At 63.5% G+C, this 21,081-nt stretch carries 18 protein-coding genes, 2 pseudogenes and 1 riboswitch; of the genes and pseudogenes, 15 read left to right on the top strand and 5 right to left on the bottom strand.

The annotated features are described in order from the left end of the window. Positions 1–878: pseudogene (locus M6689_RS03030) on the bottom strand (alpha-amylase); the annotation flags it as partial. 212 nt (positions 879–1,090) lie between these two features. On the opposite strand from M6689_RS03030, the gene M6689_RS03025 reads away from it, so the two are divergent. Then, a complete protein-coding gene (locus M6689_RS03025; RefSeq protein WP_298267655.1) occupies positions 1,091–2,701 on the top strand; it encodes an ATP-binding protein in 1,611 nt (536 codons plus the stop codon). A gap of 77 nt (positions 2,702–2,778) precedes the next feature. Here M6689_RS03025 and M6689_RS03020 read toward each other — a convergent pair. Further along, a pseudogene (locus M6689_RS03020) lies at positions 2,779–4,194 on the bottom strand (sigma-54 dependent transcriptional regulator). 490 nt (positions 4,195–4,684) lie between these two features. Here M6689_RS03020 and M6689_RS03015 point away from each other — a divergent pair. The 14 genes from M6689_RS03015 to M6689_RS02950 all read left to right on the top strand — a co-directional run bounded on the left by M6689_RS03015 (position 4,685) and on the right by M6689_RS02950 (position 15,611). Continuing rightward, complete coding sequence (locus tag M6689_RS03015) at positions 4,685–4,918, top strand: hypothetical protein (RefSeq protein WP_298267653.1); 234 nt, start codon at positions 4,685–4,687, stop codon at positions 4,916–4,918. A gap of 43 nt (positions 4,919–4,961) precedes the next feature. Further along, positions 4,962–5,336 carry a response regulator gene (locus M6689_RS03010; RefSeq protein WP_298267651.1) on the top strand — a complete coding sequence of 125 codons (375 nt, stop codon included), beginning with the start codon at positions 4,962–4,964 and terminating at the stop codon, positions 5,334–5,336. 66 nt (positions 5,337–5,402) lie between these two features. After that, positions 5,403–5,636 carry a hypothetical protein gene (locus M6689_RS03005; RefSeq protein ID WP_298267648.1) on the top strand — a complete coding sequence of 78 codons (234 nt, stop codon included), beginning with the start codon at positions 5,403–5,405 and terminating at the stop codon, positions 5,634–5,636. A 46-nt stretch (positions 5,637–5,682) separates the two neighbouring features. Next, positions 5,683–6,738, top strand: a complete 1,056-nt coding sequence (locus M6689_RS03000) for a cytochrome c3 family protein (RefSeq protein ID WP_298267646.1) — start codon at positions 5,683–5,685, stop codon at positions 6,736–6,738. Positions 6,739–6,740: 2 nt separating this feature from the next. Further along, the gene (locus M6689_RS02995; RefSeq protein WP_298267643.1) at positions 6,741–7,385 is read left to right on the top strand and encodes a cytochrome b/b6 domain-containing protein; all 645 of its coding nucleotides are present in this window, start codon (positions 6,741–6,743) and stop codon (positions 7,383–7,385) included. Between the two features lie 182 nt (positions 7,386–7,567). Beyond that, positions 7,568–8,554 carry a cytochrome c3 family protein gene (locus M6689_RS02990; RefSeq protein WP_298267641.1) on the top strand — a complete coding sequence of 329 codons (987 nt, stop codon included), beginning with the start codon at positions 7,568–7,570 and terminating at the stop codon, positions 8,552–8,554. Between the two features lie 108 nt (positions 8,555–8,662). Then, entirely contained in the window at positions 8,663–9,496 is an 834-nt protein-coding gene (locus tag M6689_RS02985; RefSeq protein WP_298267638.1) for a HAMP domain-containing protein, read from the top strand. A gap of 13 nt (positions 9,497–9,509) precedes the next feature. Then, positions 9,510–10,040, top strand: coding sequence for a menaquinol oxidoreductase (locus M6689_RS02980; RefSeq protein ID WP_298267636.1), 531 nt, complete (start codon positions 9,510–9,512; stop codon positions 10,038–10,040). Between the two features lie 102 nt (positions 10,041–10,142). Then, positions 10,143–10,248: riboswitch (TPP riboswitch) on the top strand. Between the two features lie 62 nt (positions 10,249–10,310). Next, positions 10,311–10,508 carry a sulfur carrier protein ThiS gene (gene thiS / locus M6689_RS02975; RefSeq protein ID WP_298267634.1) on the top strand — a complete coding sequence of 66 codons (198 nt, stop codon included), beginning with the start codon at positions 10,311–10,313 and terminating at the stop codon, positions 10,506–10,508. A gap of 13 nt (positions 10,509–10,521) precedes the next feature. Further along, on the top strand, positions 10,522–11,304 hold the full coding sequence (locus M6689_RS02970) for a thiazole synthase (RefSeq protein WP_298267632.1): 783 nt from the start codon (positions 10,522–10,524) through the stop codon (positions 11,302–11,304). Beyond that, entirely contained in the window at positions 11,297–11,947 is a 651-nt protein-coding gene (thiE, locus tag M6689_RS02965; protein WP_298267629.1) for a thiamine phosphate synthase, read from the top strand. The genes M6689_RS02970 and thiE overlap by 8 nt, the downstream gene beginning before the upstream one ends. Before the next feature lie 3 nt (positions 11,948–11,950). Then, entirely contained in the window at positions 11,951–12,913 is a 963-nt protein-coding gene (locus M6689_RS02960) for a TIGR01212 family radical SAM protein (protein WP_298267627.1), read from the top strand. A 14-nt stretch (positions 12,914–12,927) separates the two neighbouring features. Further along, positions 12,928–13,593, top strand: coding sequence for a fumarylacetoacetate hydrolase family protein (locus M6689_RS02955; protein WP_298267624.1), 666 nt, complete (start codon positions 12,928–12,930; stop codon positions 13,591–13,593). A 317-nt stretch (positions 13,594–13,910) separates the two neighbouring features. Beyond that, on the top strand, positions 13,911–15,611 hold the full coding sequence (locus M6689_RS02950; protein WP_298267622.1) for a methyl-accepting chemotaxis protein: 1,701 nt from the start codon (positions 13,911–13,913) through the stop codon (positions 15,609–15,611). Positions 15,612–15,686: 75 nt separating this feature from the next. Here M6689_RS02950 and M6689_RS02945 read toward each other — a convergent pair whose 3' ends face one another. The 3 genes from M6689_RS02945 to ppdK form a co-directional block, all read right to left on the bottom strand. Continuing rightward, the gene (locus M6689_RS02945) at positions 15,687–17,771 is read right to left on the bottom strand and encodes a methyl-accepting chemotaxis protein (RefSeq protein WP_298267619.1); all 2,085 of its coding nucleotides are present in this window, start codon (positions 17,769–17,771) and stop codon (positions 15,687–15,689) included. 158 nt (positions 17,772–17,929) lie between these two features. Further along, positions 17,930–18,130 (bottom strand): cold-shock protein, encoded by a 201-nt coding sequence (locus M6689_RS02940; RefSeq protein WP_298267617.1) that lies wholly within the window; start codon positions 18,128–18,130, stop codon positions 17,930–17,932. 180 nt (positions 18,131–18,310) lie between these two features. Then, entirely contained in the window at positions 18,311–20,971 is a 2,661-nt protein-coding gene (gene ppdK / locus M6689_RS02935; RefSeq protein WP_298267615.1) for a pyruvate, phosphate dikinase, read from the bottom strand. Positions 20,972–21,081: the final 110 nt, after the last annotated feature.

Below are 21,081 nucleotides of genomic sequence, written 5' to 3'. Positions count from 1 at the left end.
CGCTCCGGCTCCGGATAGTGGTCGTCAGGGTGGGGGAAGCCTACCCGCGGGGTGAACTCCAGAACCTGGGGGGGGCCGGCCCCTCCCCACCGGGGCCGTGTTTCCTCTGCCACGATGTCGAAGGCGGTCGTCACCTCGGCGAGGATCTCGGGGGGGAGGAACGGCTCCCAGTGACTGCGGATGTACGCCAGCTGGCCGGCGAGGGAATCGGGCGACGCCTTTAGGGGGGCACGGAGAAGCTCCGGGAGGGTGAGCCCGAATGCCTGGTCGGCGGGAGCGTTCCCGAGCTCCCGTTCCAGGTTCGCCATCACCCGCCGGTAGGAGGAACGGCGCTCCAGCTCACGGTCGTCGAACAGCAGGCGAAACGGATCGAGCGCCCGGTTGTCGGCCGCTACCCGCAGCAACAGCAGCTCCTTCACCACCCGCTGGCGTCGCCGCCGATCGGCGGTGTCCCCCGCCAGGAATTCCGCCGCTGTCGCCATGCCATCGAGGACCGCTCCGGGAGGAAAGAATTCCACGAACCGGGTGATGGTGTCACCGAGCTCTCCGGCTTCGTAGGCGTAACCGCAGGCGGAGACGGAATCGGCCAGGAGGGCCGGGTGGCGGGCGTCTGCATAGTGATCCATCATGTGGCGAAGCGCCTTGAGCATGATGATGTAGAGATTGAGCTGACCCGCCGGCACCGGCCGGTCCGCCAGATCGGGGAGGCGATTGAGCCGGCTTGCCACCTGCCGGGCGACCATGATGCGCGGAACCTCGGCTCCCGGCGCAAGCGCCCGGCGGACGCTCGCCAGTCCGAGCTGCTCCCACGCATCGCCCGACACCTGCAGCTCAAACGGAAAGTATGCGGTTTCCCGCCCTTCTTGTCGTATCATCATCCCCCCGTCTCCGGTCTTGGCGCCCACTCCCTGCCCGGCCGCCGTCTCTCAAGGATAGTAGCCCAATTGCCCCCAGCCGTCAACGTCCGTACCGCTTGTCTCCCGGAACATCCCCGCGACGAAAACCTTGACTCTTTCGCATCCCCCCGGTAAGCTGAATTAGCCTGTTCTAACAGACCCCTCCCTCCGCAACCCCCCCGGAGCGTGCCATCGTGCGACTGACCCTCATCGCGAAGCTCTCCATCGCCACCAGCGCGGTCCTGCTCCTGACCATGGGGCTTTTCGCCTACATCAACGTCGAGCAGCTGGATAAGCTTCTCTTCGAGGAAGCGGTCACCGATGCCGACAAGCTGGGCGAGACCATCGTCCGGACCACCCATTACCACATGCTGGAAAACAACCTGAAACGGGCCTACCAGATCATCGACGAGGTCGGCGCCCAGCGGGGGATCATCGAACGGATCCGAATGATCAACAAGTTCGGCCTCGTCACCCACTCCACCGACCCGAAGGAGACGGGCCTCTACCTCGACAAGAAGGCCGAGGCGTGCAGCATGTGCCACTCGGGCTCCTCCCCCCTCGTCCACGCCACCACCATGAACCGGAGCAGGATTTTCCGCAACCGGGAAGGGAACGAGGTCCTCGGCCTGGCGAAGGCGATCTACAACGAAGAGCGCTGCTATACCGCGCCGTGCCACTTCCATCCCAAGGAGGCGAAGGTCCTCGGGGTCCTCGACGTCGTCGTCTCCCTCGATCCGATGCACCGCAAGGTCTACGCCTACCGCAACGAGATCATCATCCTCACCGTTCTCCAGATCGGGCTCATCGCCCTCTGCCTCACCTTCTTCACCCAGCGTTTCGTCAACCGCCCGGTCCGCCGCCTCGTACAGTACGCCCACCTCGTCGGAAGCGGCGAGCTCGACGCCCGGGTAGCCATCAATTCCCACGACGAGATGGGTGAGTTGGCCGGGGCCTTCAACGACATGACCGTCAACCTCAAGAAGGCCCACGACGAACTGGCGGACTGGGGGAAAAACCTGGAGACGAAGGTGGAAGAGCGCACCGAGGAGCTCAGGAGAATCCAGGCCCAGCTCGTTCACTCGGAAAAGCTGGCGTCGCTCGGAGAACTTGTGGCGGGGATCGCCCACGAAATCAACAATCCCCTCACCGGAATCCTCGTCTTCGCCTCGCTCCTCTCCAGCGACTCAAAACTCGACCCGTCCCTCAAGGGAGACCTGGACCTGATCGTCAAGGAGACCCAGCGCTGTGCCAAGATCGTCAAGGGGCTCCTCGACTTCTCCCGGGAATCGTTTCCCCAGAAGCGTCCCGCATCCCTCAACGAGGTCATGGACGCCACCCTCACCCTCGTCGGGAACCAGTCGTGTTTCCACGACGTGCGGCTCATCAAGGAGTACAATACGGACATCCCGGAGATGCTCCTCGACCCGCATCAGATCGAGCAGGTCTTCATCAACCTGCTTCTCAACGCCTGCCACGCCATCTCCGGGTCTGGAAAGATTCTGGTCCGGACCGGCTTCGACCGGGAACGCGCCGAGGCCTACGCCGCCATCGGCGATACCGGCTGCGGGATTCCCGAGGAGATCCTCGGCAAGATCTTCGACCCCTTCTTCACCACCAAGGAAAACAGGGGAACCGGCCTTGGCCTTTCGGTCTCCTACGGCATCATCGAGGCCCACGGAGGAAGGATCGAGGTGCAGAGCACCGTAGGGGTCGGGACGACCTTCACCATCTGGCTCCCGCTGATGCATGAAGGGGCGCCGGAGGGTGCCGCTGCGGATTCATCGGCACCCTCCTCCGCCTGAGACGTCAGATGAAAAGCCGAAAGGGGCGTCACGCGAGACGCCCCTTTCGGCCTTCCGTTCAACTTGTCTTTGCTGCTTCAGTTGCCCATCTGGTTCCTCGCCGAAATCCGCAGCTTCTTCAGAAGCGCCTGAAAATTCGGGCGAAGCATCCCGGTCTCTTCCGCCGCCCGGGTGATGTTCCAGTTGTTGCGCTTGAGGGCCTGAAGGACGAACGCCTTCTCGATCGGCTCCACCGCCCGCTCCCGGATCTGCCGTTTGGTCTCCTTGAGCTCGTCCACGTTCTGCGGGACGTATCCCCCGAGCCCGCCGCCGGTCTCGTTCCCCGCCACCCGCAGCTCCAGGTCCTCCTTCTGGATCAGGTCCCCCTCCGCCAGGACCACCGCCCGCTCGATGATGTTCTCCAGCTCCCGCACGTTGCCGGGGAAGTTGTACTCCTCCAGCAGCGCCAGGGCGTCGGGGGCGAGTCCGCGGATCTCTTTCCCCATCTCCTCGGAGAATGTCGTCAGGAAGTGGCCGATGAGCTGCGGCAGGTCCCCCTTGCGTTCCCGCAGGGGGGGAAGGTCGATGGGGATGATGTTCAGGCGGAAGAAGAGGTCCTCCCGGAAGCTTCCCTGGGAGACCAGGGTCCGAAGGTTCTTGTTGGTGGCGGCCACGAGGCGGATGTCGATCGGCACCGGCTGGGTGCCGCCGATGGGGGTGATCTCCCGCTCCTGGAGGACCCGCAGCAGTTTCGCCTGGGTAGTGAGGCTGATGTTGGAGATCTCGTCGAGGAAGAGGGTGCCGCCGTCGGCCACCTTGAAGAGGCCGGTCTTGGTCTGGATGGCGCGGGTGAACGACCCCTTGATGTGGCCGAAGAGCTCGCTCTCCAGGAGGGTCTCCGCCAGGGAGGTGCAGTCGACCGCCACGAAGGGGTTGTCGCGCCGATGGCTGTTGTTGTGGATCGCCCGGGCGACGAGCTCCTTGCCGGTGCCGCTCTCGCCGGTGATGAGCACCGTGCTGTCGGTGGGGGCCACCTGGATGATGCGGCGGTAGACCTTCTGCATCTCCTTGCTCTCCCCCACGAAGAGATCGAAGCCGTGGTGCTCCCCCAGCTCCTTCTTCAGGAAGATGTTCTCCAGCAGCACCGCCCGCTGGGCAAGGGCCTTGCGGACCTTCTCGACGATCTGCTCGGGGGTGAACGGCTTGGCGATGTAGTCGAAGGCGCCGTTTTTCATCGCCTCCACGGCGGTATCGACGGTGGAGAAACCGGTGATAATGATGACCGGCACCTCCGGCTGCAGGACCTTGATCGCCTTCAGGACCTCCATGCCGCTCATGCCGGGCATCTTCAGGTCGGTGATCACCAGGCTGAAATTCTCGTCCTGCATCCGCTCCAGGGCGATCTGGCCGCTGGGAGAGGTTTCCGCATGGAACCCTTCTTTCTACAGGATGCGCCGCAATCCCTCGCGTATGACCGCTTCGTCGTCGACCACGAGGACATCGATGTTTTCCATTGCCGCCACCTTTCACCAAAGGGATTGAGCGTTACGGGATCACCTTCAAAACAGTTTCACGGCCGTCACAAATTCGTGTTTATTAATATCAACTAAATTACAACAATTGAATTTTTAAGTCAAACACCGAAAACCCTCCAACACCTGCTCCGCCTCCCTCCCCTTTCCAAATCGACCGCATATTCGGCATATTGCGGCTGCCTCCCCCTGTATATTTATTTATACATCTACCTCCGGCAGCGATTATCTGCGAAATTTCAGGCACTTGTCCGACCGTCCCCGCGGAAGCCGGGCCATACGGAGGAGATTCGCAGTATATCCCGTCCATACACACCCCGGCAGCAGCGACAGGCTCCAACTCTCTCCGACCTTTCAAATTAACCCGGTATTCCGGGCGTTTATCAGTTTTAAGTAATTTCTTTTAACTTCAGGCACGCCTGCTGCACAAAGAAAGATGTGACGAACACCACACCTCTTGAAGGAGGATAACATGAAAACCGCGACGAAAACCTTGGCCCTGATTCTGGCAGCAACAACGTCGGCACTGGCGGCAAGCGGCGCCGAAACCGAAGGCAACGGCTTCCTCGTGACGCTGTTTCTCGCCTTCGGCGCCCTCATCATCGCCTTTCAGCTCGTTCCGGGGGTGCTCCTCTTCGCCTCGATGATCAAGGGGCTCTTCAGCCGGCCGTCCGCGGAAGAGAGCGAAACCAACCGCTCCGCCTGAGCCGGGGCGGAAGGAGCGATGTTCGGCAGAGAGGGATACGGCTATGTTAGGACTTCTCATAGCAGACAACAATACGGAAGCACGCAAGCAGCTGGCGGAGCTCTTTATCGAGGCGGGATACAACGTCATCGTCACCAACTCGGCGGCCAACGCCCTCTACGGAATACTCAAGAAAACCGCCCAGGTGGTCATCATCGGAAGCGAGTTCGACGACTTCAAGGCGGGGGAGCTGATCCCGCTGCTCAAGAAATGCAACCGGAACCTGACGATTATCCTCGTATCCGACGACGCCTCGCTCCCGGTGATCCGCAAGCTCCGGAAAGAGGGGATCTTCTATCACGCCCTCAGGCCGGTGCTGCCGGAGGACAGGGAAGAGATACGCCTTGCGGTCCGGTGCGCCTTCGACAGCCTCATGTAGATGCTGCCCGGCGCGGTGACCCGACACAGAATCACGCGACACCACATACCCAACAAGGAGGATGCCATGAAACGCTCAACCATCGTAAACGCAGCAGTCCTGTGGATCGGAACCGTCGTCCCGGCGCTGGCGGCCTCGGGCGCCCGCGAGGACAACAGCGGAATCTTCGTCTGGATCTTCCTCGGGTTCTGCGCCCTCATCATCGTCGCCCAGCTCCTGCCGGCCGTCATGATGATGCTCGGCTTCGCCAGGGGGCTCAGGAAGGAGCGTCCGCTGGCCAAGGAGCACGCCTCCAGCTGAGTCGCCGCGCCCCCCGGCAGAACCTACCGACAAAGGAGACGACACAATGTTAACGCTACGCTCGACAATTCTGGCGGTTTCGCTCCTGGGGGTCATGACCGCCGGCGCCCTTGCCGCCGACAAACCGCAGGAGCAGTGCCTGGGCTGCCACGGCGACCGGAACATCAGCGGCACGAGCGGCTCCCACATCTACATCGACCCGCAGCAGTATTCGCAGACGACCCACGCGATCATCGGCTGCACCTCGTGCCATGAGGCGGTCAGTTCAAGCCACCCGGACGACGGGATCAGGCCGTCGCGGGCCACCTGCAAGGAGTGCCACGGCCCGGTCCAGAAGGAGTACGCCGCCAGCCTCCACGCCAACAACGCCGGGTGCGCCGACTGCCACAACCCCCATGCCGTGAAACAGCCGATGGCGTTATCGGGGCGCGACATGAACGCCATGTGCGCCAAGTGCCACGACACGGCCCGAATGGTGACGGTGCACGACAAGTGGCTCCCCCAGGCGAACCTCCACCTCGACGCGCTGCCGTGCATCACCTGCCATACCGGTTCCCGCAACTACGTGATCACGATGTACATCGAGAAACGGGCCGGAAACAAGCCCCACGGCGATTTCAAGGTGGCGACCTACCAGGACCTCACCCAGCTCCTACCGGGGGACAAGGAGGTAAAGTCCCTCATCGACACCAACGGCGACAGCTTCATCTCCCTGGCCGAGCTGCGGACCTTCAACCGCGACGCCAGGCATGACGGCCTGCGGCTCTGGGGGATGATGACCCCCGAGAAGGTGACCCACTCCTACCAGATCCTCGACAACCGCTGGGACTGCACCTTCTGCCACGCCTCGGGGCCCCGGGCGCTGCAGACGAGCTTCATCTCCTTTCCGGACCGAAACGGGACCTTCGCCCGGGTCGCCGTCGAGAAAGGGGCCATCCTCGACCTCCTCTACGGCACCCCCGACTTCTACATGATGGGCTCCACCCGCAGCACGGCCCTCTCCATCGTCGGCGGCCTGATCATCTGCGGCGGGATGGCCTTCGCCGGCATCCACGGGACGTTCCGGTTCCTGACCAGGAACAACAGAAATAAGGAGCACTGACCATGAGCGCCCACACCGAAAAAGAATATATCTACCTCACCCCGATGCCGGTAAGGATCTGGCACTGGATCAACGCCCTCGGGATCGTGACCCTCTGCATCACCGGCATCCAGATCCGGTTTCCCGAGTACGTCAACATCTTAGGGAGCTACAAGGCGGCCATCCGGCTCCACAACACCGCCGGGATCACCGTCTCCATCTTCTACGCCGTCTGGCTCGGCTACTACCTGATCGTCAGGGGGAACCTGTTCAGGCTCTACGTCCCCAGCACCTATGACATCAAGATGGGGATATTCCGGCAGGTGCTCTACTACTTCTATCACTTCTTCAAGGGAGGGCAGAGCCCCCACCACGCCACCCCCGACGACAAGTTCAATCCAATGCAGAAGATGGCGTACATGGGGCTCATGCTGGTGCTGATGCCGCTGGTGATCGCAACCGGCATCCTGATCCTGAACGTGGCGCCGCTGCGCGAATGGATCATCCTGATCGGCGGGATCAAGATCCTGGTGAGCGCCCACTTCCTGATCGCCTGCTGCTTCTTCGCGTTTCTCTTCGTCCACGTCTACCTGGCCACCATGGGACATACCCCACTGGCCCACTTCAAGCCGATGTGGGACGGGTGGGAGGAGGTGGAGCACCACTAGCGGCCCCCCTCTCCACGAAAGGCGAAACGCACGGGGCGTTTCGCCTTTTTTGCGGCCGCTCCCCGTGAACGCCCAAAACGGTCGATGAGCGAGGGGTATTTAAAATTGACTAATCCGGACTGCTTACCTATAATTCGACCTGTTTTGTGCCCATCAGCATCCACTTTCCACAGGAGGCGAACATGAGACTGCGCTGCACCCTTCTCCTCGCGGCAGGGATGGTCGTCGCCGGAGGCCTTGCCTTCGCGATCACCATCAAGGACGTGACCTTCTCCACCAAGGACGCCGGCAAGGTGGTATTCAGCCACAAGGTCCACATCGGCAAAAAGGGGATCGAGAACAACTGCAAGGCCTGCCACCCCGCCATCTTCGACATGAGGAAAAAGGTCACCCGCACCATGGCCGACATGGAAAAGGGGAAATCGTGCGGCGCCTGCCACACCGGCAAGGAGGCGTTTCCCCTCAAGGAATGCGGCCGCTGCCACGCCGTGAAGGAGATCACCTTCAAGGTGAAGGCCACCGGGCCGACCCCCTTCAGCCACAGGAAGCACCTGGCGATGTATCCGGACTGCGGCGCCTGCCACCCGAAACTCTTCAAGGCCGGCCTCAACAAGCCGTTCACCATGGCCGAGATGGAGCAGGGGAAATCGTGCGGTGCCTGCCACAACGGCAAGACCGCCTTCGGCGTGGGCGAATGCGCCTCCTGCCACACGGTCAAGGAAGTGGGCATCACCTCCCGGGAGACCGGCAGGATCATCTTCAGTCACAAGATGCACGCCGGGAAGCTCAAGTGCGGCGAGTGCCACAACAAGCTCTTCACCCCGGGCCGGAACAGGCCGGTCGGCATGGCCGCCATGGAGAAAGGGAAGTCGTGCGGCGCCTGCCATAACGGCAAGGCCGCCTTCAGCGTGAAAGAGTGCGCGAAATGCCACCCGGTCCACGACGTCGCCTTCAAGGTGAAGGGAGCGGGACCGGCCACGTTCAGCCACACCGTCCACCTTGCCATGTACTCGTGCAACGACTGCCACACCAGGATCTTCAAGGCCGGAAGAAGCGCAAAGGTCGTCACCATGCTCGAAATGGAGAAGGGGAAGTCGTGCGGCGCCTGCCATGACGGCAAGACCGCCTTCAGCGTCCGAGAGGACTGCGTCAAGTGCCACAACATGTAGCTCCACGGCCCAGGGCGGGGCGCAAGACCCCGCCCTGGCATTGTCCGCCGTCGGGGATACACTGGATGTGATGTCCTGAAGGGGATCGAATCCGATCAAGGAGCGCTTATGTTCAAGAGCTTCGCCGCCAAAGCCATTGTCCCCCCCGCCCTCGCCGTCACCGGATTCGTCATTGTCTGCTGCCTCCTCCTCTACTCGGTCATCAAGACCGACATGCTCAACGACACCATCCGGCACGAAACCAACCTTGCCGACACCATCATCAAGTCGACCCGCTACGCCATGCTCAAGGACGACCGCGAGATGCTGCGCAACATCATCGGCAACATCGGCCAGCAGAAAGGGGTGGAGCAGGTCCGAATCTTCAACAAGAAAGGGGTGGTCGCCTTCTCGGCCCACCATGCGGAAGTGAACACCATCGTCGACAAGAAGGCCCCCGGCTGCATCGCCTGCCATGCGGGCCCCGTGGCGGCAACGAGCATGGGGAGGATGGAACAGGCCCGCCGCTTCATCGACGCGCGGGGCAGGAGCATCATCGCCATCACCGCTCCGGTCTACAACGAGCCCGAATGCTTCGCCGCCCCCTGCCACGTCCACACCGCCGAACAGAAAGTGCTCGGCATCCTCGACATCGGACTTTCGGAGGAGCCGCTCCAGCGGACCCTTGCCACACTCAGGATGAGGATGACCGTCTTCTGTCTCATGATACTCGCCCTGACGGTCGGGGGGGTGTCTGCCCTGCTGCAGCGAAATGTCCTCATGCCGATCAGGGAGCTGTGGGAGTACGTCTCCCGGACCAGGCGCGGCGAGACGGGGCTGAAGGCGCCGGTATACCGGGACGAGATCGGGGAACTCGCCCGCTCGTTCCAGGAGATGGCGGCAAAGCTCAAGTCACGTGACGACGACCGTGAAGGGGGCTCCGATCCTCCGGCGGACAGGTGACAACGGGGAGTCCATGAGAGATTCCCGGGAACTCACCTCACCACCCGGGCATCCCGGCACCCCTCCGGACCGGGACGCGGTACGGGCAGAAACCGTCCGCCGGATCGCGCAGCTTCGGAGCATGTCGAACCGCGGCCTCTGGGCCATGGCGCTCTTCATCGCCATAAGCACCGTCGCTCTCCGGGACTTTAGCCCCCTCCCCACCCTTCCGGAAACGGTCCGGGCACTCCTCGGCCGCCCCCCGTCGGCATTGATGATCAGCGGCGCCCTGGTCCTCTACACCTTCTCGGCCATCATCCTCATCCTTTCCCGCATGATGAGCGGCTCCGGGCAGTTCGGCGCCTTCTCCCACGTCGGCTACCTTTCCGCATTTTACGCGTTTTACCACTTTGCCCGGGCCCTCGACGAAAACTTCTGGGCCGTCTTCGCCGCCGGCTTCACCATCCTGGCGCTGGAGAGCTACCACATCTGGAACCACTATTCGGAGGAGATCCGGAAGGAGCAGGAGGTTCTCGACGCCATCGAACAATCGCGCAGGGACTGAATCCGGTGCGGGAGGAGGATGTCCCTGTGAAAACCGGAAAACGCTTGACGAATTACCGCCGAATTGCTAGCTTTATTCCGAGTTTATCGACAACTGCATACGTTCATTCGCTAGGGGAGTTTCGACTGAGAGTTCGCCGTCATGCGGCGAGCGACCCTTTGAACCTGATCCGGGTAATGCCGGCGTAGGGAAGCGCGTTCATCCAAGGGGCCGCTTTCGCGGTCCTTTTTGTTTACAGTTCCCGGCCCGCCGGGCACGACGGAGATAACCATGGAAATCATCGTCAACGGAGAACCGAAGACCATCACCCCGATGTCGGTCCTGGATCTCCTCGCCTCCCTCGATATCGACCCCCGCCGGGTGGCGGTGGAGCTCAACCTCGACATCCTCCCCAAGGGGAACTATGAAACCACCCACCTCTCCGGCGGCGACCGCCTGGAGATCGTCCACTTCGTGGGCGGAGGGTAGACAGGAGACTGCCATGTCCAACACGACCGACAAACTGGTGATCGCCGGGAGGGAATTTTCTTCCCGCCTCATGGTCGGCACCGGCAAATACGCCAGCAACGAACAGATGGTTCAGGCGCTCGAGGCCTCCGGTGCGGAGATCATCACCGTGGCGGTGCGGCGCGTAAACATCACCGACCGCACCAAGGAGTCACTCCTCGACTTCATCGACACGAAGAAATACACCCTGCTCCCCAACACCGCCGGCTGTTACACCGCCGACGACGCTGTCCGCACCTGCCGGCTCGCCCGGGAAGCGGGGATGTCCGACATGGTGAAGCTGGAGGTCCTGGGCGACGAGAACACCCTCTTCCCGGACAACGAGGAGCTGCTCAAGGCGGCCAGGGTCCTCGTCAAGGAAGGGTTCACGGTCCTTCCCTACACTAGCGACGACCCCATCGTCTGCAAGAGGCTGGAGGAGATCGGCTGTGCCGCGGTCATGCCGCTGGGGGCCCCCATCGGCAGCGGCCTCGGCATCCGCAACCCCTACAACATCCGGATCATCCTCGACACCGTGAAGGTACCGGTCATCGTCGACGCCGGGGTCGGGACCGCCTCCGACGCGGCCATCGCCATGGAGCTCGGGGTGGATGGCGTGCTCATGAATACCGGCATCGCCGGGGCGAAGGACCCGATCGCCATGGCCGAGGCGATGAACCTGGCGGTCCGGGCGGGGCGGCTCGCCTACCGGGCGGGGCGGATCCCGAAGAAGCTCTTCGCCACCGCTTCGAGCCCCATCGAGGGGATGATTGGCTAAGGCAAAGACGAATTCGTTCCCCCTTTATCTCATCACCGACCGCCATCAGACGTCAGGACGCGACCTCCTGGCCGTCGTCGGCGAGGCGCTGGCGGGGGGGGTGACCGCGGTGCAGCTGCGGGAAAAGGACCTCGCGCCACGGGAGCTCCTGGAGCTGGCCCGCGCCCTGCGGGAGCTGACGGGACGCTTCGGCGCCCGGCTCCTCGTCAACGACCGGATCGACGTCGCCCTGGCGGCGGGAGTCGACGGGGTCCACCTCGGCGAGGAGGGCATCCCTGCCGACGTGGCACGCCGGCTCCTCGGGCCGGAGCGGCTCATCGGCGTCTCGTGCCACACCCTGGCCGGCGCCCGGGCGGCCGAAGAGGGGGGAGCGGACTTCATCACCTTCGGGCCGGTCTTCTTCACGGCGTCGAAGGCGCGCTACGGTCCTCCGGTGGGGCTCGCCCCCCTTGCCGAGGCGGTCCGCTCCGTTTCGCTGCCGGTCTTCGCCCTCGGCGGCATCACCCGGGAGAATGCCGCCGACGCCATGGCCGCCGGGGCGGCCGGCATCGCCCTGATCTCGGCCATCTGCGCCGCCGACAGTCCGCGGGACGAGGCACGGGCTCTCCTTTCGCTCCTACCGCACCCATCCCGCAAAAGGTAACGCATGGCCGACCAGCACCTCAACCCCCATCTCCGCATCAACTCCTACGGCACGTTCCTGCGACACCGCTTCGGCTGCCGGGTGAGCAAGGTGAACGTGGACGGCGGCTTCACCTGCCCCAACCGTGACGGGACCCGGGGGACGGGGGGGTGCGTCTACTGCGACAACAGCTCCTTCTCGCCGGGGGGGACCCTTCCCGACAAGCCGATCGAGCAGCAGATGGCGGAGGGGATGGCCTACCACCGCACCCGGCTCGGGAGCGAGAAGTTCATCGTCTATTTCCAGAAATTCACCAACACCTATGCCCCCGCGGCAAGGCTCCGGGACCTCTACCGCCGGGCACTGGCCCACCCCGACGTGGTCGGGATCTCCGTCGGCACCCGCCCCGACTCCCTTGCCGACGAGGCCCTCGACCTGCTGGAGGAGCTGGCCCGGGAGCGCTACGTCTGCATCGAGCTCGGCCTGCAGTCGATGGACGACGCCATCCTGAGCCGGATCAACCGGGGGCATACCCTGGCGGAATACCTCCGGGCGGTGGAGCGGATCGCCGGCCGGGGGATCGACCTCTGCACCCACCTGATCTACGGCTTCCCGGGCGAGACGCGGGAGGGGTTTCTCCGGACCGCCGGCCTCATCGCCGGCCTCCCGGTCAACTCGGTGAAGCTCCACCAGCTCCACGCGGTGAGGGGAACCCGTCTCGCCGAGCTCTATTCCCGGCGCGAGTTCATCCCGGTGACCCTCGACGACTACGTGGCCACGGCCTGCGATTTCCTGGAGCTCCTTCCCCCGCAGATCGCCATCCAGCGCCTCTACGGCTCGGCCCCCGTCGAGATCAGGGTGGCCCCCTCCTGGAACCTGAAGAACAACCGGATGTGGTACGCCGTAGTGAACGAGCTGAAGCGTCGCGGGACCTGGCAGGGGTGCCGGCTCGACGGGGCCTGCAGCGGCAAGGTCGGCAATCTCTGAACGGAGGGAGATGAATGAAAACAGCCCGCATCGTCGGCAGCGACACTGCATACCCCATCGGGAAGATCCTCTGCATCGGCCGCAACTATGCCGAGCACATCAGGGAACTCGGAAACGAGACCCCCGATGCGCCCGTCATCTTCTCCAAGCCCGCCTCGTCGGTCATCGGCGACGGCGGCACCATCGTCATCCCGCCCTACTCCCGCGACTGCCACCACGAGGCGGAGCTGGCCCTTCTGGTCGGGCGCAAGGGAAAGGATGTCCCGAAGGAAGAAGCCCTGGCACTGCTCGCCGGCTACGGCGTCGCCATCGACCTGACCCTGCGGGACGTCCAGGCCGAGCTCAAGAAAAAGGGGCTCCCCTGGGATATCGCCAAGGGGTTCGACACCGCCTGTCCCCTCTCGGAGTTCGTCCCCGCCGAACGGATCGCCGACCCGCAGGAGCTGCGGATCCGCCTCGCTGTAAACGGAGCGCTCCGCCAGGACGGCTCCACCTCCCTCATGATCCACCCGGTGCGCGAGCTGATCAGCTACCTGTCGGGGATCTTCACCCTGGAGCCGGGGGACGTGATCCTCACCGGCACCCCGGCGGGAGTCGGTCCCCTGGTTTCCGGCGACACGGTCGAAGCGGAGATTCAGGGAGTCGGAGCACTCCGGGTTTCCGTTAAACAATCCAAATAACCATATTATTGACTTAAATGGGACGATCACGCTATCGTGGACCGAAATTCCAGGAGGTAACGACATGGATACCAAGAACTGTCCGGAGTGCCAGGGGATGATGCTCCTTCTCCCCGGCTGAGGGGGCCTCTTCTGGCGGTGCCAGAAGTGCGGCAAGAAAATCCCGTTTCAGGGGGGCGAACTCCCCGATTGCGGCTGCGGGAACTGATGCCGGGAGGGGGGACTACGTCCCCCTTTTTTCTTTTCCGTGATCGGTACGTCCCTTGCATTTCAGTCGTACTTACCCTCTATTCCGACTCCTCGAAAGGAGTACCCCCATGGCACGAAATCTTCGCCTCGGCTCGACCCTGATACGCTGGCTCCTGATAGCCGGCGCGGCCCTGGCGCTCGTCGGCGCCTCCATCACTTTCCGCACTACTGGAAACTCCCTCCTGCTGGGCGGGGTTTTTCTCGTCAACGCCGCAATCTCGATCTGCGTGCTCAGGATGCTCGCCGCCAGAAAACTGGTCAGCCGTGTCAACATCCTGGCAGGGGCAATGAACCGGGGGGCGGAAGGAGACCTGACGGTGACCGTGGCAGACGACTCCGAGGACGAGTTCGGCATGCTCAGCGGCAACTTCACCACCATGGTCCAGCGGCTCTCGGGGATGGTGACCAACGTAAACGGCGCCGTCACCGAACTGAAGGAGATCGCGGCGACGGTCCGCAATGCAGCCGACAGCGGCCTCGCCACGGCGGAGGTGCAGGCCCAGGCGGTGCAGGGGACGACGGAGGGGATCCGCGCCATCGACCGGTCGGTGAACGAGGTTGCCTGCTCGGTGGAAAGCCTCTCCCGCTCGGCGTCCGACAACTCAGCATCGATTCTCCAGATGTCGGCGAGCATCGAGGAGGTGGCCTCCCACGTGGAGGAGCTGGCGCGGGCGGTGGATGAGGTCAGTTCCTCCATCATCCAGATGGCGGCTGCCGAAAAGGCGATCGGCAGCAACGTCAGCGGGCTGATGGAGGACGCGTCGGGGACCGCCTCGCTGGTTGCCGAGATGGAGCGCTCCATCAAGCAGATCGAGAAGAGCACCGTCGAGACCGCCGCCATCTCCGACGAGGTGCTGCGGGATGCGGAACTCGGCCGGGAGTCGGTCGAGAGCACCATCTCGGGGATCGGCGAGATCCGCCGCTCTTCCCTGACCGTGGCAGAGGCCATCGAGACCCTCTCGATCCGCGCCGGCGACATCGGCTCCATCATCTCGGTGATCGACGAGGTCGCGGAGCAGACGAAGCTCCTGGCGCTCAACGCCTCCATCATCGCCGCCCAGGCGGGAGAACATGGCAAGGGATTCGCCGTGGTGGCGCACGAAATCAAGGATCTGGCTAAGCGGACCACCTCCTCCACCCGGGAGATCGACCAGATCATCGAAGGGCTGCGGGAGGAAACCGACCGCGCCGTGGTGGCGATCCGCCATGCCGAAAAACGGATTGTCGAAGGGGAAGAGCTGTCGCACCGCTCGGGCGATGCGCTCCACAAGATCGTCGATGGGGTAAAGATGGCGGCCGGCCAGGTGAACGAGATCGCCCGGACCACGGTGGAACAGTCCCAGGGGAGCGAACATATCCGCCAGGCGATGGAACGGGTGGCGGATATGGTGAAGCAGATCATGCGGGCCACCCAGGAGCAGACCCACGGCTCCGAACTGATCATGGGGGCGGTCGCCAGGATGAAGGGACTCACGGCCCAGGTCCGGAACTCCACCCAGGAACAGCGCAACACCGGGGCACTGATCGTCCGCTCGAGCGAGGGGATCTCCCAGATGATCGCCACCATCCGTCAGGCGTGCCAGGTGCAGGCGGAAAACAGCGAGAAGATCGTCCGCGCCGTGGAGAACATGGAGAATTCAGCCGAGCAGAATCTCCAGACCACCCGCGTCATGGAGGGGACCGTCAACGGCCTCACGTGCCAGATCGAAGAACTGACCCGCGCCATGGCGGGCTTCCGCGTGGAACCCTCCCACTCCCCCCTTCCCTAAGCAAAAGGCCCGGCCGCAGTTGCGCGGTCCGGGCCTTTTTTCCCTTCATACGCTCCATCGCCTGCGAAACGCCGGTCACTCCCTGAACCGGTAACCGATCCGCACCGCCCCCCAGTGCCGGCCGGCGATGGTGATCGGCGCCGAGAGGTCGTTCATCACTTCACCCGTATCCCGCAGATAGGTCTGCAGCAGGAAGCGATTGGCGTTGGTGGCGCAGCGGCTGCCGGTACGGTCGTCGAAAATCCGCTTGGTGCGATTATGCTCCTTGTCGGCCTCGCGGTTCCCGGTGAGGGGGCGGGAATACCGGAGGTTGTGGGAGGGACAGTAGCCGCGCCGGTCGACGCAGATGGCGTAGACCATGTCGGCGTCCCGGGCGACGATTTCCTCCTGGAGGGGGGAGGCGACCTCGTCGAAAAATCGGTCGAAGGGAGTCCGGTACTTCTGGGGCCAGGTGTCCGGGATCGGCGTGTACACCTCGCTGAAGAGCGCGTCGAGGGTGATCGTCCGCTCGGCCAGCGCCCGGTCGATTCTCGACGTTACCCGGTCGCGGAGTTCGGCCGCGTTTGTCTTGATGGCGTCGTGGTAGTTCCCGACGCTGAACCGCCCGACTGTGGCGTAGATCTGCTCGGCGGTTTCCGACAGATCCCGGAAGATGCCGGCAGTCTGCTCCATCTGGCCATTGACCGCCCCTGCCGTGGCCGACACAGTACCGATCTTCTCCGAGATCTCGTTGGTCGTCGCGCTCTGCTCCTCGGTGGCCGTGGCAATCTGGCTGATCATATCGGTCGACTCGGCGGTAAGCCGCAGGACCTCCTCCAACCGGCACAGGGCCGAGGTCGACTTCTCCACCCCATCCTCCACCCTCTCCCTTCCCTCGCCGATGGAGGAGACCACCTCCCGGATCTCGTCCTGGATGCTCTTGATAATGACGGAGATCTGCCTGGTGGAGGTGGCGGTCCGCGTGGAGAGGGTCTTCACCTCGTTGGCGACCACGGCAAACCCCCGTCCCGCATCGCCGGCCCGGGCCGCCTCGATGGCCGCGTTGAGGGCCAGAAGGTTGGTCTGGTCGGCGATATCCTCGATAATGCCGACGATCTCCCCGATCTGATCGGAGGAGCGCTCCAGCTTTCCCATCGCCTCCAGGGTCGAGAGGACGCTCGTGCGGATCTGATCGATGCTCCGGGAGGTCTCCTCGACACTCCTCATCCCTCCCTTGGTGGCATCGTCGACTCGGCACGACAGCTGGGCCGCCCGCTGGGTGGTTACCGCCACGTTGTTGAGGGTGGCGGCAATCTCCTCCGACGCCACCGCCACCGAGGTCGCCAACTCCTTCTGCTCGATCGACGAGGAGACGAGCCGTTCGGCCTCCCTGGTGGTGCGGCAGGCGGAGATGGCGATGTGACCCGCCTGACGATAGAGACCGGTGACGATCTCCCGCAGCTTGGCGATCAGGAGGTTCACCCCTTCGGCCAGCACACCGAGCTCATCACCGGAGCGGATCGGAATCTGCGAGGTGAGGTCCCCCTCGCCCTGGGCAATGATCTGGATACGGGTGGAGATGTCGACGATATGTCTCACCAGCATTCGCCTGAAGAAGAAGTACATGCCGGCGAGAATGCCGAAGAAGCTCAGGAACCCGGCGACGGAAAGGGTCCAGGTGAGCCGCAGGGCATCGCCGTATCCCTCTTCCCGCGAGGTCGTCAGAAGGAGCGCCCCGGTGTACCGCTCCCCCCTGTCGTGGCACTGCCTGCAACGCTCTGCGTTCAGCAGGGGGATGATAAAGCTGCGGGCCCGGCTCCCGTTGAACAGGTGCTGTTTCTCGATTCTGGTGCCGCTGCGCAGCGCAGCAAGAACCTCGGCGTCGGCGGTCATCGAACCGGAAGGCTTCCCCGTCGCGTTGAAGATCTTCAGGTCGAGGATCCCCCCCTTTCCCCGGACGTCGTCAATGTAGCGGGTGACCACCCCCATGTCCCCCTTCATCATATACTCTTCGATGTCCCGCCGGATGATCGCAGAGAGATCACGGGCGCTGCTCGCCTCAAGCCCCGTGAGCGCCCGGTATTCGAGCCAGATGGCGGTGGCGCCAAGGGCGGCAAAGCCGATGGAAAGCGTGATGCCGATGATGCCGAGGATCTTGAAGGCCAGTCTGTTCCTGAACATGGATTCCGCCCCCCGCAAATCTTTCGTAACTACTGTTACCTATCGGCACAGGCGGGCGAAACTTGAGTCGGAATAAAATGAAGTTTTATTGCCCTGAAGTCATAAAAAAAGCCCCGGGAAGATCCCGGGGCTTTTCTCTTTCGGTCTGAAGCCGACCGTTACAGTTTGTTCACGTTGGCAGCCTGAAGCCCCTTTGCTCCCTGCACCACATCAAAGGTCACCGCCTGCCCCTCGGCCAGGGACTTGAAGCCTTCGGACTGGATGGAGGAAAAGTGGACGAAGACATCCTCGCCGTTATCCTGCTCGATGAACCCGTACCCCTTGCTGTCATTGAACCATTTCACCACACCCTTTGCCATTACTTCAACCCTCCTGTTGCGTTCTCCCTACGTTTCAATAACCGGGCCTACTCCGGGGCCCCAAGCTGAAAGGCGATTTTCCCGTTTTCTAGCACCAACCGGCAAATGGTGTCAAGCTGATATTTGTCTCATGAAAAAAGCGGCGGGGGTCTTCGGGACCTCCCGCCGCGCATCATGCGATCACTCGCCCAGGGCGGCGTGGGCCGCCGCAAGCCGGGCGATCGGCACCCGGAACGGGGAACAGGAGACGTAGTCGAGGCCGATCCGGTGACAGAAGATGACCGACGAGGGATCGCCGCCGTGCTCGCCGCAGATGCCGAGCTTGATCCCCGAGCGGGTGGCGCGCCCCTTCTCCACCGCCATCTTCACGAGGAGGCCGACCCCGTTCTGGTCGAGGGAGACGAAGGGGTCCTCCTCCAGCAGCCCCGATTCCACGTAGAACGGGAGAAACTTCCCGGCGTCGTCGCGGGAGAGGCCAAAGGTGGTCTGGGTCAGGTCGTTGGTGCCGAAGGAGAAGAACTCCGCCTCCCTGGCGATCTCGTCGGCGGTGAGCGCCGCCCGCGGCAGCTCGATCATGGTGCCGATGAGGTAGTCGATCTTGACGCCGGAGCGGGCCATGACCTCCTCGCAGACGGCAACCGCGTTCGCCTTGAGCCGCGTCAGTTCCGTGACGGTGGCGATGAGCGGGATCATGATCTCGGGGACGATGGTGAATCCTTCGTCCCTGGTCAGTTCACAGGCGGCCTCCATGATGGCCTGCACCTGCATGTCGTAGATCTCCGGGAAGGTGAGGCCGAGGCGGCACCCCCGGTGGCCGAGCATCGGGTTGAATTCGTGGAGGTAGTCGACCTTGTTCTTGAGGGTCTGAACCGAAACCCCCATGGTCTTTGACAGGGCCTCGACGTCCTTATCCTCCTGGGGGAGGAACTCGTGGAGCGGCGGATCGAGGAGGCGGATGGTGACCGGCAGCCCCTTCATCTCGCGGAAGATGCCGACGAAGTCCCCCTTCTGCATCGGAAGGATCTTGGCCAGGGCACGCTTGCGCCCCTCCACGTCCTCGGCAAGGATCATCTCCCGCACCGCAGCGATCCGCTCCGCCTCGAAGAACATGTGCTCAGTGCGGCAGAGACCGATCCCCTCGGCTCCGAACTCCCGGGCCACCTTCGAGTCGTTGGGGGTGTCGGCGTTGGTACGGACCTTAAGGGTCCGGAAGGTGTCGACCCACCCCATGAGGGTGCCGAAGTCGCCGGTGAGTTGCGGCGGCACCGTCGGGACCTGGCCGAGCATCACCTCACCGGTGGAGCCGTCGAGGGTGATGACGTCCCCCTTCTTCACCACCTCTCCCCTGGCGGTGGCGAACTGGCTGGCGGCATAGTCGACCTTGATGTCGCCGCAGCCGGCCACGCAGCATTTCCCCATGCCACGGGCCACCACCGCCGCATGGGAAGTCATGCCGCCGCGGGCGGTGAGAATCCCCTGGGCGGCATGCATCCCGTGGATATCCTCCGGGGAAGTCTCCACCCGCACCAGGATCACCTTCAGGCCGATCCGGGCCGCGGCCTCCGCCTCGTCGGCGGTGAAGACCACCTCGCCGCTGGCGGCGCCGGGGGAGGCCGGAAGCCCCTTGGCGATCACCTTCTTCGGGGCCTTGGGGTCGAGGGAGGGGTGGAGGAGCTGATCGAGCTGGGAGGGGGAGACCCGGAGCACGGCGGTCTTCTCGTCGATGAGTCCTTCCCCCACCATGTCGACGGCAATCTTGATGGCCGCCTTGGCGGTCCGCTTGCCGTTGCGGGTCTGAAGCATGTAGAGCTTACCCTTCTCGATGGTGAACTCGATGTCCTGCATGTCCCGGTAATGCTTTTCGAGGATGCCACGGATCTGGACGAGCTGCTGGTAGCAGGCGGGCATCACCTCCTCCATGGAGGGAAGGGTGGCGTCCTTGCCGTTGGCCCGGTTGATCGGCTGCGGGGTCCGGATGCCGGCCACCACGTCCTCGCCCTGGGCGTTCACCAGGTACTCGCCGTAGAAGTAGTTCTCGCCGGTGGAGGGGTCGCGGGTGAAGGCGACGCCGGTGGCGCAGTCGTTACCCATGTTGCCGAAGACCATGGACTGGACGTTGACTGCAGTCCCCCAGTCGGCGGGGATGCTGTTGAGCCTGCGATAGGTGATGGCCCGCTGGTTCATCCAGGAGCCGAAAACGGCGCCGATAGCGCCCCAGAGCTGGTCCTGGGGATTCTCGGGAAACGCCGTTCCGAGGGTTTCCCTGATTTTCGCCTTGAAGACGCCGACGAGCTCCCGCCAGTCGGCGGCGGTGAGCTCCGTGTCGAGATGGACCCCCTTCTCCTCCTTCTTCTGCTCCAGGAGGTGCTCCAGGATATCCTTCTCCATCCCCATGACGACGTCGGAGTACATCTGGACGAAGCGGCGGTAGGCGTCGTAGGCGAAGCGCTCGTCGCCGCTCTGGGCGATGATCCCCTGCACCGTCTCGTCGTTGAGGCCGAGGTTGAGGATCGTGTCCATCATCCCCGGCATGGAGGCCCGGGCACCGGAGCGGACCGAGACGAGGAGGGGATTCCCGGGATCGCCGAAGGTGCGTCCCATGAGCGCCTCGACCTTTTTCAGGTTCTCGGCCACCTCGGCGGCGAGCGCCGCGGGATACTGCCGGCCGTTGTCATAGTAGTGGGTGCAGACCTCGGTGGTGATGGTGAAGCCGGGGGGGACCGGCAGACCGATGCTGGTCATCTCCGCCAGGTTGGCCCCCTTGCCTCCCAGAAGGTTCTTCATGTCGGCCCGCCCCTCGGCCTGACCGTTCCCGAAGAAATAGACATACTTTGCTGCCATTTCACTCCTCCTTTGTTTTATTGCTGCTCAATGCGTCTTTACTCTAAATAAATCTGCTTTAATGCGAATCAACCCTGTTTAGCGAAAATAAAACATGAAAAAAGCCGCCC

The sequence above is a fragment of the Geobacter sp. genome, assembly GCF_027327745.1.
Classification (GTDB): Bacteria; Desulfobacterota; Desulfuromonadia; order Geobacterales; family Geobacteraceae; genus Geobacter.
The sequence above is the reverse complement of the archived record's forward strand: the minus strand, read 5'-3'. Positions and strand labels throughout refer to the sequence as shown.